At 74.9% G+C, this 12,690-nt stretch carries 10 protein-coding genes; 7 read left to right on the top strand and 3 right to left on the bottom strand.

All coding sequences use genetic code 11. From position 1 onward, the window contains the following. Positions 1 to 195 precede the first annotated feature (195 nt). Positions 196 to 1,368 carry an acyl-CoA dehydrogenase family protein gene (locus ACZ6X9_RS18975; protein WP_469779120.1) on the top strand — a complete coding sequence of 391 codons (1,173 nt, stop codon included), beginning with the start codon at positions 196 to 198 and terminating at the stop codon, positions 1,366 to 1,368. 199 nt (positions 1,369 to 1,567) lie between these two features. Here ACZ6X9_RS18975 and ACZ6X9_RS18980 read toward each other — a convergent pair whose 3' ends face one another. Continuing rightward, entirely contained in the window at positions 1,568 to 1,951 is a 384-nt protein-coding gene (locus tag ACZ6X9_RS18980; protein ID WP_469779121.1) for a hypothetical protein, read from the bottom strand. 198 nt (positions 1,952 to 2,149) lie between these two features. On the opposite strand from ACZ6X9_RS18980, the gene ACZ6X9_RS18985 reads away from it, so the two are divergent. From ACZ6X9_RS18985 to fxsA, 5 genes are all read left to right on the top strand, one after another. Next, positions 2,150 to 2,593, top strand: a complete 444-nt coding sequence (locus tag ACZ6X9_RS18985; RefSeq protein WP_004948875.1) for an Lrp/AsnC family transcriptional regulator — start codon at positions 2,150 to 2,152, stop codon at positions 2,591 to 2,593. Between the two features lie 247 nt (positions 2,594 to 2,840). Next, complete coding sequence (locus tag ACZ6X9_RS18990; RefSeq protein ID WP_469779122.1) at positions 2,841 to 4,454, top strand: amidohydrolase; 1,614 nt, start codon at positions 2,841 to 2,843, stop codon at positions 4,452 to 4,454. A 525-nt stretch (positions 4,455 to 4,979) separates the two neighbouring features. Further along, positions 4,980 to 6,695: an apolipoprotein N-acyltransferase gene (gene lnt, locus ACZ6X9_RS18995; RefSeq protein WP_469779123.1), complete on the top strand. Its 1,716-nt coding sequence runs from the start codon at positions 4,980 to 4,982 to the stop codon at positions 6,693 to 6,695. Beyond that, positions 6,692 to 7,453 (top strand): polyprenol monophosphomannose synthase, encoded by a 762-nt coding sequence (locus ACZ6X9_RS19000; RefSeq protein WP_469779124.1) that lies wholly within the window; start codon positions 6,692 to 6,694, stop codon positions 7,451 to 7,453. The genes lnt and ACZ6X9_RS19000 overlap by 4 nt, the downstream gene beginning before the upstream one ends. A gap of 179 nt (positions 7,454 to 7,632) precedes the next feature. Beyond that, on the top strand, positions 7,633 to 8,151 hold the full coding sequence (gene fxsA, locus ACZ6X9_RS19005; RefSeq protein ID WP_469779125.1) for an FxsA family membrane protein: 519 nt from the start codon (positions 7,633 to 7,635) through the stop codon (positions 8,149 to 8,151). A 91-nt stretch (positions 8,152 to 8,242) separates the two neighbouring features. Here the strand turns inward: fxsA and ACZ6X9_RS19010 are convergent, their stop codons facing one another. Both ACZ6X9_RS19010 and yczE read right to left on the bottom strand, forming a co-directional pair. Continuing rightward, positions 8,243 to 8,617, bottom strand: a complete 375-nt coding sequence (locus tag ACZ6X9_RS19010) for an RNA polymerase-binding protein RbpA (RefSeq protein ID WP_004948858.1) — start codon at positions 8,615 to 8,617, stop codon at positions 8,243 to 8,245. Between the two features lie 220 nt (positions 8,618 to 8,837). Next, entirely contained in the window at positions 8,838 to 9,596 is a 759-nt protein-coding gene (gene yczE, locus ACZ6X9_RS19015; protein ID WP_469779126.1) for a membrane protein YczE, read from the bottom strand. Between the two features lie 121 nt (positions 9,597 to 9,717). Here yczE and ACZ6X9_RS19020 point away from each other — a divergent pair, with 121 nt between their 5' ends. Then, positions 9,718 to 11,232: an SCO1417 family PLP biosynthesis transcription factor gene (locus ACZ6X9_RS19020; RefSeq protein WP_469779127.1), complete on the top strand. Its 1,515-nt coding sequence runs from the start codon at positions 9,718 to 9,720 to the stop codon at positions 11,230 to 11,232. Positions 11,233 to 12,690 lie beyond the last annotated feature (1,458 nt).

Here is a 12,690-nt window from a genome sequence, read left to right on the forward strand (position 1 = left end):
CCACGGCCGCACAGCCCGATTGGTTCTGTCAACCCGTGACGGAGTCCCCCCGATCAGGCATACTCCAAGCGCCACAGCCGCAGGTCACCCCCATTCCGCGACCCGGCACGGGACTGTCGACTGGGCATTACCGGCGGTACGGCCGACACCCAGGCCCCCGCCGCAGCAGCGCCCGACAGGGAGGAGAGCCGTCGCATGACCGACCACGGCCCGCAGCCGGTGGAGCGCCAGTGGCCCACCGAGGAAGCCAAGGACCTGCTCGCGCTCGTGCGCGACCTGATGCAGCGGGAGATCACCCCGCGGGCGGCGGCCGAAGAGGAGGCCGGGCACTTCCCCAGGGACCTCTTCCGGCTCCTGTCCTCGTCCGGACTGCTCGGTCTGGCCTACCCGGAGGAGTTCGGGGGCGGCGGCCAGCCGTACGAGGTCTACCTCCAGGTCCTGGAGGAACTGGCCGCCGCGCGGCTGACGGTGGGGCTCGGGGTGAGCGTCCACTCCCTCGCCTGCCACGCGCTCGCCGGCTACGGCTCCAAGGAGCAGCGCGCGGAGCACCTGCCCGCGATGCTCGGCGGCGGGCTGCTCGGCGCCTACTGCCTCTCCGAGCCGCAGTCCGGCTCCGACGCCGCGTCCCTGCGCACCCGTGCCGTCCGGGACGGCGACGACTGGGTGCTCACCGGTACCAAGGCGTGGATCACGCACGGCGGGATCGCCGATTTCTACACCGTCCTGGCCCGGACGGGCGGCGAGGGCGCGCACGGCATCACCGCGTTCCTCGTGCCGGGCGACGCCCCGGGGCTGACGGCCGCCCCGCCCGAGCGCAAGATGGGCATGAAGGGGTCGCCGACCGCGCAACTCCATCTCGACGGCGTACGGATCGCGGACGCGCGGCGCATCGGTGAGGAGGGCCAGGGCTTCACCGTCGCCCTGTCGGCCCTCGACTCCGGCCGGCTGGGCATCGCGGCCTGCGCCGTCGGCGTCGCCCAGGCGGCCCTGGACGAGGCGCTGACCTTTGTCGCCGGGCGGCGGCAGTTCGGCCGCCCGCTCGTGGACTTCCAGGGGCTGCGCTTCCTGCTGGCCGACATGGCCACGCAGATCGAGGCCGGCCGGGCCCTCTACCTCGCCGCCGCCCGACTGCGCGACCAGGGCCTGCCGTTCTCCCGGCAGGCGGCCATGGCCAAGCTCTTCTGCACCGACGCGGCGATGCGCGTCACCACCGACGCCGTACAGCTCATGGGCGGCTACGGCTACACCGCGGACTTCCCCGCGGAGCGGTACATGCGCGAGGCGAAGGTCCTCCAGATCGTGGAGGGCACGAACCAGATCCAGCGGATGGTGATCGCCCGGCACCTCGCCGGACCCGAGTCGCGCTAGCCGGCCCCGAGCGAGAGCGACGCCGGCGGCGGGATGCGACGGGGTGAGCGGGACGGCCTTCCGCCCGCCCCGTCACCCCGGCGCGTACGCGGTTGCCCCTTGCCCCCCCGGACGGCGACGGGCGGCCCCCGGCGCCCGGGCGGTCCCGTGCCGTGCCAGGAGCGGGACGGCACGGGACCCGACAGCGCGGGGCCTCGTCTCAGCCCCGCCCGCGCGTCTCCGGCACCCGCACCGGCCGCGAGCCGGGCCCGCCGATGTGCGAGAACGGCTGCCTCCGCCAGTCCAGGCTCTCCGGCAGGGTGAGCAACAGGGCCGTGTCCAGTTCCAGCGCGCCCTCGTCCTCCCCGGTCGGCTCCGCGTCCTCCACGGCGCGCCCCGAACCCGGGCAGACCGTGAGGCCGAACGGATTCCACGGGGACGGGCAGAGAGCGTGCTCCGGAAGTTCGTCCTCGTCCGCCAGCAGGGCGATCGGGCGGGCGCAGTCCGGGCAGGTCACCCGGAACATCGTGGTGAGCTCCGTCGGCTCGTCGGGGCCGTACGGGCTGCTGTCGCCGTCGTTTTCGAGGCGTTCCAGGCTCGGCATGATCTTCGTTTCCCCCTCGGCTGGGCCTGGCGGGGGCGTCTCGGCCCCGGCCACAGCAAGCACTTCCCGTCGAGGGTCCGGGGTAATCACCCCCGCCGGGGGGACACGGGCGCGGACTGTGGCGTTCGTCACGCGTTCCGCGCGCCCGCGGGGGCGCCGACTGTGCCGGGGCCCACGCGACGCAGTAGGTTGACCGGTGTGGAGGAGCTCGACAAAGAGATCGTGGAACTGCTCGTCAAGGACGGGCGGATGAGCTACACCGACCTGGGCAAGGCCACCGGCCTGTCCACCTCGGCGGTGCACCAGCGGGTGCGCCGGCTCGAACAGCGCGGGGTCATCCGCGGTTACGCGGCGGTGGTCGACCCGGAGGCGGTGGGACTGCCGCTCACCGCCTTCATCTCGGTGAAGCCGTTCGACCCGAGCGCCCCGGACGACATCGCGGACCGGCTGGCCGAGATCCCCGAGATCGAGGCGTGCCACAGCGTCGCGGGGGACGAGAACTACATCCTGAAAGTGCGGGTGGCCACGCCGCTGGAGCTTGAGCATCTGCTGGCGCGGATCCGGTCGTTGGCGGGGGTGTCGACGCGGACGACGATCGTGCTCTCGACGCCTTACGAGGCGCGGCCGCCGCGGGTGGGGTGAGCCCCGGACCCTCCCCCAGAGGGGGCACCCCCACTTCGCCGTTTCCTGGGGCTGCGCCCCAGACCCCGCTGATCGCGGCTTCGCCTCTCGTCCTCAAGCGCCGGACGGGCTGCAATCAGCCCGCCCCGGGGGCGCGGCGGCTCGCCCCGCAAGAAACGGTGAATGGGGGTGCCCCCTCTGGGGGAGGGACCGGGGCACCACCCACCCCCGCGCACTCCCCGCCCCCGCCCCACGCCACACTGTTCCCATGAGCGAGCGCCCCCGAACCACCCTCCTCCGCAACGGCGAGGTGCACAGCCCCGCCGACCCCTTCGCGACCGCGATGGTCGTGGAAGGCAGCCACATCGCCTGGGTCGGCTCCGAAGGAGCCGCCGACTCCTTCGCCGACGGCGTGGACGAGGTGATCGACCTCCAGGGCGCCCTCGTCACCCCCGCGTTCACGGACGCACATGTGCACACCACCGCCACCGGTCTCGCCCTCACCGGCCTCGACCTCACGGGGACGGCGACGCTCGCCGGGGCCCTGGACCGCGTGCGGGCGTACGCCACCGCCCGCCCCGGCGACCGGATCCTGCTCGGGCACGGCTGGGACGCCTCCCGCTGGCCCGAGGGCCGGCCGCCGTCGCGGGCCGAGCTCGACGCCGCCACCGGCGGCCGGCCGCTCTACCTCACCCGGGTCGACGTGCACTCGGCGGTGGTCACCACCGCCCTCCTCGACCTTGTCCCCAACGCGGGCGACCTGCGCGGCTTCACCCCCGACGGGCCTTTGACGGACGACGCCCACCACGCCGTGCGCGCCACGGCGCACGCCGCCGTCACGCCCGCCCAGCGCACCGAGGCGCAGCGCGCCGCGCTGGCCCGGGCGGCCTCGCTCGGCATCGGTTCGGTGCACGAGTGCGCGGGGCCGCGGATCTCGTCCGAGGAGGACCTGACCGGGCTGCTGCGCCTCGCCGCCGAGGAGCCAGGTCCCCGGGTCGTCGGCTACTGGGCCGAGGCGTTCACCTCCGCGAACCAGTTGGCGAAGGTCAGGGAGCTGGGCGCGCTCGGCGCGGCCGGGGACCTCTTCGTCGACGGCTCGCTCGGCTCCCACACGGCCTGCCTGCACGAGCCGTACGCCGACGGCCGGGGCACCGGCACCGCGCACCTCGACGCCGACACCGTCGCCGCGCACGTCGCCGCCTGCACCGAGGCCGGCGTCCAGGCCGGTTTCCACGCCATCGGCGACGCCGCGCTCACCGCCGTCGTCACCGGTGTCCGGGCGGCGGCCGAGAAGGTCGGCCTGGACCGTGTCCGGGCCGCCCGGCACCGGATCGAGCACGCCGAGATGCTCACGCCGGAGCACATCGCCGCCTTCGCGGAGTTCGCCCTCACCGCCTCCGTCCAGCCCGCCTTCGACGCCGCCTGGGGTGGTGACGAGGGCATGTACGCCGCGCGGCTCGGCCGGGAGCGGGCGCGCACCCTCAACCCGTACGCCGCGATGCTGCGCGCCGGCGTGCCGCTGGCGCTCGGCTCGGACAGCCCGGTCACCCCGCTCGACCCCTGGGGGACGATCCGGGCCGCCGCCTTCCACCACACCCCCGGGCACCGGATCTCGGTGCGTGCCGCGTTCACCGCGCACACCCGCGGCGGCTGGCGGGCGATCGGCCGGGACGACGCGGGCGTGCTGGTACCGGGGGCGCCCGCCGACTACGCGGTGTGGGAGGCCGGCGACCTGGTGGTGCAGGTGCCGGACGCCCGGGTGGCCAACTGGTCGACCGACCCCCGGTCCGGCACCCCGGGTCTGCCGGAGCTGACGCCAGGCGGTCAACTGCCCCGCTGCGTCCGCACGGTGGTGGCCGGCCGGACCGTGTACGCCGCCTGAGAACGGCCGAACGGGTGACGTCCGCGCCGCGCGTACCGCCGAACGACGTGCGGTCGGCCTGTCGCACTGCGTCACCCCCTCCGCACTGACCTGCTGATTTGGCACAACGACGCAGGTCAAGCCGCTGTTGACAGGGTCCGGTCCGGGGCAGGTAGGTTCGGCCGGGTCCACCACAGGACGCCCGACCGGAGAACTCCACGCAGTCGTCGAACGCCGCTGGGCCACGGGGTGGCGCGCCACACGGGCGCGCCGCCACTGGGAGCCAGGTCCAGCGCACGGGGGCGGGGGACGTTCCGCCGGGTCGGCAGGTGTGACCCGGGTGGGGCCCGGACGTTCAGTAGACAACGGTTCCAGGGCGACCCGCAGCCAGCGGTTCCCCGGCCGGCCCGAAGGACACCGAGCCCCACCCGCCGTCCCCGCCCGCCCGCCGTGTCGCGGCCGGGCCTTTCGCCTCTCGGCCTCCGCGCCGCTTTCCCGCACCCTGGACACGGGCCGTACCCGCCACGAGGTACGGTCACGTGACCCTTGAACGAGCTGCAGGAAGGCGCGACCGTGCCCTCGGGTTCCGACACCACCGCCGAGACCTCCGGCGACCCGGCCGCGAGCCGGCCGGACACCGGTCCGGCGCCCGCCGCGCCCCGCCCGGGCCGGGCCGCCCGGCTGGCCGCGTCGGCCCGCCGCGAGGCCGCCCGCACCGGTCTGGCCGCCGCGACCGGAATCGTGCTGGCCTTCGCCTTCCCGCCGTACGACGTGTGGCCGCTGTCGGTCCTCGGCGTCGCCGCGCTGACCCTGATGACCCACGGCCGCACCGCCCGCCAGGGCGCGTGGACGGGCTTCGTCCTCGCCCTGCCGTTCTTCGTCCTGCTGCTGCGCTGGCTGGACGTCGTCGGGTACGACGCCGTCGTCGGCCTGTCCGTGGCGGAGTCGCTGTTCGTCGCCGCGCTCGGTGCCGGGCTCGCCCGGACCTCGCGGCTGCGCGGGTGGCCGGTGTGGGGCGCCTGCCTGTGGGTGGCCCAGGAATGGGCGCGCGACCGGGTGCCGTTCGGCGGCTTCCCCTGGGGCCGGCTGGCCTTCGCCAACACCCACTCGCCGTTCACCCCGCTCGCCGCGCTCGGCGGCGCCCCGCTGGTGAGCTTCGCGGTGGCCCTCGCCGGCGGCCTGCTCGCCTTCGCGGGGCTCACCGTGTGGCGCCGGCGCGGCGTCGGCGGCCCGCTCGCGGTGAAGGCCCTGCTCCCGGCGGTGGAGGCGACGGCCCTGGCCGGGGCCGTGGCGCTGGCCGGGTACGCGGTGCCGGTGCCCACCAAGGCGGACGACACGGTGAACATCGCCGTCGTCCAGGGCGACGTGCAGAAGCCCGGCATGGACTTCCTCGGCCGCCCGATGCTGATCCTCAACAACCACGTCAACGCCACCCTGCGACTGGCGAAGGACGTGAAGGAGGGACGGGCGAAGAAGCCCGACCTCGTCATCTGGCCGGAGAACTCGTCCGACCTCGACCCGTTCCGGGTCAAGGAGGCGTACGACCGCATCGACCAGGCGGCCAAGGCGATCGGGGTGCCGGTGCTCGTCGGCGCGCTCGTCGACCACCCCAGCAAGCCGGGCTACGTCTTCAACCAGGGCATCGTCTGGGACCCGAAGACCGGCCCCGGCGCCTCGTACACCAAGCAGCACCCGGTGCCGTTCGGCGAGTACGTGCCGTTCCGCGAGCAGCTCAGCAAGGTCATCACCCGGCTCCAGCGGGTGCCCCGGGACTTCTACCCGGGCGACCACACCGGCGTCATGAAGGTCGGCCCGGCCCGGCTCGGCGACGTCATCTGCTTCGAGGTGGCCTACGACGAGATCGTCCGGGAGACCGTGAACGCCGGGGCCCGGGCACTGGTCGTGCAGACGAACAACGCCACCTTCGGCCACTCCGACCAGCCCGAGCAGCAGCTCGCCATGAGCCGGCTGCGCGCCGTCGAGCACGGCCGGGCCGTGGTCACCGCCGCCACCAGCGGCATCAGCGCGGTCGTCGGCCCGGACGGCACGGTGCTGCGGCGCGCGCCCGAGTTCACGCGTGAGGTCATCACCACGTCGATCCCGCTGCGGGACGGCAGGACGCTCGCGGACCGTGCGGGTGCGGCGCCCGAATGGGCGCTCGCTATGGTGGGCCTTCTCTCCTGGGCGGCCGCGCTGCTGATCGGCCGTCGGGGACGAGTGGTGGAGTCCTCGGACAAGTCGGACAAGAAGGGCCAGCAGTGAACGACGGCGGTCAGCGGAGATTCGGTCCGCTCGGCACGACCTTGGTGATCATCCCGACCTACAACGAGGCGGAGAACATCAAGCCCATCGTCGGCCGAGTGCGGGCCGCCGTCCCGGAGGCGCACGTACTCGTCGCCGACGACAACAGCCCGGACGGCACCGGCAAGCTCGCCGACGAGCTGGCGGAGGACGACGACCACGTCCACGTGCTGCACCGCAAGGGCAAGGAGGGGCTGGGCGCGGCCTACCTGGCGGGCTTCCGCTGGGGCCTGGACCAGGGCTACGGCGTCCTGGTGGAGATGGACGCGGACGGCTCCCACCAGCCCGAGGAACTTCCCCGGCTGCTCACCGCCCTCAAGAACGCCGACCTGGCGCTCGGCTCCCGCTGGGTGGCCGGCGGCCGGGTCGTGAACTGGCCCAAGTCCCGCGAGTTCCTCTCCCGCGGCGGCTCCACCTACTCCCGGCTGATGCTCGACGTCCCGCTGCGGGACGTCACCGGCGGTTACCGCGCCTTCCGGCGGGAGACGCTGGAGGGGCTGGGGATGGAGGAGGTGGCCTCCCAGGGCTACTGCTTCCAGGTCGACCTGGCGTGGCGGGCGGTGAAGGCGGGCTTCCATGTGGTGGAGGTGCCGATCACGTTCGTGGAGCGGGCTCTCGGTGACAGCAAGATGAGCCGGGACATCGTGGCCGAGGCGTTGTGGCGGGTGACGTCGTGGGGCGTCGGCTCCCGGGTGAGCAAGGCACTCGGACGGGGCTAGCGCCCCGCGCCCGCGGCGGTCCCCCCGGACGGGCCGATACAGCCCGTCCGGGGGTGCCCCCTCTGGGGGAGTTCGAGGACGAGCGGCGGAGCCGCGACAAGGGGGTCCGGGGCGCAGCCCCGGGAATCGGTGAAGGGGCGGGTCAGGGGCAACCCCCACCACCCAGGCACACTGGACGCATGACGCGAAAACTCCTCCCGCTCGCCATCGCCGCCTGGGCCGTCCTGGAGATCTGGCTCCTGATCCTGGTCGCCGACGCCGCCGGCGGCCTCGCCGTCTTCGGGCTGCTGGCCGGAGGAATCGTGCTCGGCGGGTACGTGATCAAGCGGGCCGGCCGCCGCGCCTGGCAGCGGCTGACGCGGTCGATGCAGCCCGGGGGAGCGCAGGGCGCCCCGTCGGCGGAGGGTGAGGGCAACGGCCTCACCATGCTGGGCGGCCTGCTGCTGATGGTCCCCGGCCTGCTCTCGGACGCGGCCGGGCTGCTGTGCCTGTTCCCGCCCACCCGGGCACTCATCCGGAAGACGGCGGCCCGCCGCATCGAGCGCGCGAGCGCGGCCGGCCCGCTGGGCGACGCCATGCGGCAGGCGCGCATGCACCGGCGGCAGCACGCGCCGGACGGCAAGGTCGTCCAGGGCGAGGTCATACGGGAGGACGAGCCCGCCACCCGGCGCGCGGACGACCCGCAGCTCCCGCGCTGAGCGGAGCGCGGGCCCGGCACCCGGACGCACAAGGGCCCGGCCACCGCTTCTTCGCGGTGGCCGGGCCCTTGTGGCGTGCGGGTGCGGCCGGTCAGGCCGACTTGCGGGTGTCCCGCGGGTGCACGGCGATGTTCATGGCGCCGGAGCGCAGGACCGCCAGCCTCTCGGCCAGCACTTCCTCCAACTCCTCGCGGGTGCGCCGCTCCATGAGCATGTCCCAGTGCGTGCGTGCGGGCTTGCCCTTCTTCTCCTCGGGTCCGTCGCCGTCCACCAGGAGTGCCACGGCGCCGCACGCCTTGCACTCCCACTCCGGCGGAATCTCCGCCTCTACAGAGAACGGCATCTCGAATCGATGGCCGTTCGGGCATGCGTACTCCACCGCCTGGCGCGGGGCCAGATCGATGCCGCGGTCGGTCTCGTAGCTGGTCACCACAAGTCGCGTGCCGCGGAGAGCTCGCTCACTCATGAATTCGTGCCTCCCGGGCTTGTCGCCCACAGGACAGGTGTCGCTGTCGTCGTCATCCGGTCAACGTCCGGTCGGCGGTGAAGATTCCCGTTGAGGGACATGCGTCGCCCGTCGTGCCGCCCCTTGTTGTACCCACCAGCGCCCGGTTTGTCACATCTGACAACAGATGTCACCCAGTGTTCCCGGCACTTAAACGCGCAGTAACGGTTCATCCGGTGGGTCAAAGGCGTACACTACCGGCTCGCGGCTTTCCCTGGCGCACCGGGTCCGCCGCGAGGCGGTGTGCCGGGTCCCGGACCGGGCCCCCGGCGGTGCCCGCCACCGCGCCGGCGGTCTCCACCGCCGGGACGGTTCCGGTCATCACGGGTGCCGTACGGGCCGGCTCGAAGAGGCGCAGGAAGAACTGGGCGAGCGGGCCGATCGTCACCGCGAACAGTACCGTCCCGGCGCCCACCGAGCCGCCGAGCGCGAAACCCGTCACCAGCACCACCACCTCGATGCAGGTGCGCACCAGCCGCACCGAGCGGCCGGTCCTGCGGTGCAGGCCGGTCATCAGGCCGTCGCGCGGGCCGGGGCCGAAGCGGGCCGAGATGTAGAGCCCGGTCGCCGCGCCGCACAGCACCACGGCGAAGACCAGCAGCGGGATCCGCGTCCAGAACGAGTGCTGCGCGGGGACCAGTCCCAGCGTCGCGTCCAGCGCCAGACCGACCACCAGGACGTTCGACACCGTGCCCGGCCCGGGACGCTGCCGCAGCGGGATCCACAGCAGCAGCACCAGCGCGCCGATGAGGATCGACGCCGCGCCGATCGAGATCCCGGCGTGCCGGGCGACGCCCTGGTTGAGGACGTCCCAGGGCGACAGGCCGAGCCCCGCCCGCAGTTGCAGCCCCGCGCTCGCGCCGTACAGCGCCAGGCCCGAGTAGAGCCGGACGAGACGGCCGGCGACGGCCGTCGCCGTGGCCCGTGTCGGTGTGGGCACAGCCCCTCCCCAAAGAATCGCGGCCGGACCCGGCGGTGGTGCGGGTGGCCTGTCACATGGCAGTCTGTGGACTGTAAGCGATGATGATCCATGGCCAATTCCGGAAAGGTGGACCGCAAACGTGAGCCAGTGGACCGCCTCAGTGGGGGCGCAGCAACTAGCCCGCCTCCTGGACGCCCAGAGCGGGGCCGAGACGCGGAGCGGGGTCACCTCCCTCAGCGGCCGCCGCACGCCCGCCTACCGCTCGCTCGCCGACCGCGTCCGGCTGCTCGTCCTGGAGGGCCGGATTCCGGTGGCGGCCCGGCTGCCCGCCGAACGGGAGCTCGCCACCGCCCTCTCCGTGAGCCGGACCACCGTCGCCGCGGCCTACGAGGCGCTGCGCGGCGAGGGGTTCCTCGAATCCCGGCGCGGGGCCGGAAGCTGGACCGCCGTGCCCGCCGGGAGCCCACTGCCCACCCGGGCGCTGGACCCTCTGCCGCCGGAGACCTCCGGCTCGATGATCGACCTCGGCTGTGCCGCGCTGACCGCGCCCGAGCCCTGGCTGACCCGGGCCTTCCGGGAAGCGCTGGAGGAACTGCCGCCCTACGCGCACACCCACGGCGACTACCCCGCCGGCCTCCCCGACCTGCGCCGGGCCCTCGCCGACCGCTACACCGCGCGCGGCATCCCCACCATGCCCGAGCAGATCATGGTGACCACCGGGGCCATGGGCGCCGTCGCCGCCATCGGCCGGCTGCTCGCGGGGCGCGGCGAGCGGGTCGCGGTCGAGTCACCGTCGTACGCCAATGTCCTTCAGCTCCTGCGTGAGGCCGGTGCCCGGCTCGTACCCGTCGCCATGGCCGACCGGCTCGGCGGCTGGGACCTGCCCGCCTGGCGGCAGGTCCTGCGGGACGCCGCCCCCCGGCTGGCCTACGTGATCGCCGACTTCCACAACCCCACCGGCGCCCTCGCCCCCGAGGCCCAGCGGCGCGAACTCGTCGAGGCGGCACGGTCCGCCGGCACCGTACTGGTCGCCGACGAGACCATGACCGACCTCGCCCTGGAACCCGGGCTCGACATGCCCCGCCCGGTCTGCGCCTTCGACCCGGCCGGCAGCACGGTGGTCACCGTGGGCTCCGCCAGCAAGTCGTTCTGGGCCGGACTGCGGATCGGCTGGGTACGCGCCGCCCCCGAAGTGATCCGCAGCCTCGTCGCGGCCCGCGCCTATGCCGACCTCGGCACGCCCGTACTGGAACAGCTCGCCGTCGCCGGGCTGCTGGACACCGGCGGCTGGGACGAAGCCGTCGCCGCCCGCCGCGCCGAAGTGCTCGACAGCCGGAACGCGGTCGTCGCGGCCCTCGAAGCGCGGCTCCCCGACTGGGAGTTCACCGTCCCGAGGGGCGGGCTCACCCTGTGGGTACGCACCGGCGGCCTCTCCGGCTCGCGGATCGCCCAGGTCGGCGAACGGCTGGGGGTACGCGTGCCGTCCGGTCCGCGATTCGGCGTGGACGGTGCCTTCGAAGGGTACGTACGGCTGCCGTTCACCGTCACCGGACCGGTCGCCGACGAGGCCGTGTCCCGGCTCGCCGAGGCCGCCCGGCTGGTGGCCAGCGGGGCTCCCGTGGCGGCCGACGCGCCGCGCACCTTCGTGGCCTGAGGGGTCGGCAGGGCCTGAGGGGCCGGCGGTGTCGGTGGGGAAGTGGCCCTGAGCGCCTGCCCGGTAAGGGTCCTGACGGCTGACCGGGTAGACGTGCACCGGCGGGTCGCCCGCGGGGCTCGCGTGGCGGCCGGTGCCCGCGCGGACCGAGGGGTCCGCGGTGTGGTGACCGAAGCCGTCGGCCGGGCCCGCGGTCTCCCGCCGGCGCCCGGCGTGCCGGGAGCTCTCGTGCAGCGAGGGGTCCACCGGGAAGGGCCCGGAGCGGTCCGGCCGCGGCCGGCCCGGGGCGTCCGGCCGGTGGCCGGCGTCCCACGCGCCGTCGTATCCCGGACCGGCCGGCGGGAACCCGGCGGAGGCGTCCGCGGGCGACCGGCCCGGGGCGTCCGCCGGGTGGCGCCCGAAGGCGTCCGCCGGCCGGTGGCCGGTGGCGCCCGCGTGCCCGTCGGCGCGCGGGGCGCCGTCGGGGGCCGGGTGACCCGCGGCGTAGCGGCCGGAGCCGTCGGCCGGCAGCCCGCCCGAGGCGTACGCCTGCGGGTGGCCGGTGTACCTGGCACCTTCGCGGAGCGACGGTTCCGCCGCGTGGCCGCCGGAGCCGTCGGCCGGACGGCGGCCCGACGCGTCCGGCGGCGCGGGACGGGCACCGTTCGCCGGGGCGCGGCCCCGACCGTCCGGGCCGTCCGGCGGCGGGCAGGCCCCGGTCGGCGGGTGCGTACCGGTGCCGGGCGCCGGACCGCCGGCGAACCACGCGCCTTCGGCACCCGGGCCGCCCGCCTGGCGGCGACCTGACGCCTCCGGCGGCGCGCCGGCGGACGCGGGCGCGTGGTGGCGGCCGTCCGGGTGCGGTGCCATGCCGTCCGGCGGGAGATAGGCCCCGCTCGGCGGGTGCGTCCCCGTGCCGGGGGCCGGGTCGTCGGCGAACCCTCGGCCCGGGTCGTTCGCCGGTCGGTGCCCCGATGGTTCGGCCGGCGCGTAGGAGGGTGCTCCGCTCCAGCCGCCCGGCCGCGCTTCCATGCCGTCCGTCGGGAGGTAGGCCCCGCTCGGCGCGGGCGCTGCCGCGCCGGACGCAGGGGCGTCGGTGAACCCTGGCCCTTGGGCGTTCGCCGGGTGGCTTCCCGACGCGTCAGGCGGTGTGGAGGCGGGCGCTCCGCCCCAGCCGCCGGGGTGTGGTGCCGTGCCGTCCGAGGGGAGGTAGGCGCCGTTCGGCGCGGGGGTTTCCGTGGTGGGTGCCGGGTGGTCGGTGAATCCCGGGCCCGGGTTGTTCGCGGGTTGACCTGTCGGTGCCTCGGTCGGTGTGGAGGTGGGCGCTCCGCCCCAGCCGCCGGGGCGCGCTTCCATGCCGTCCGGCGGGGGGTAGGCCCCGCTTGGCGCGGGGGTTTCCGTGGTGGGTGCCGGGTGGTCGGTGAATCCCGGGCCCGGGTTGTTCGCGGGTTGACCTGTCGGTGCCTCGGTCGGTGTGGA

The sequence above is a fragment of the Streptomyces sp. NPDC052910 genome (assembly GCF_055585605.1).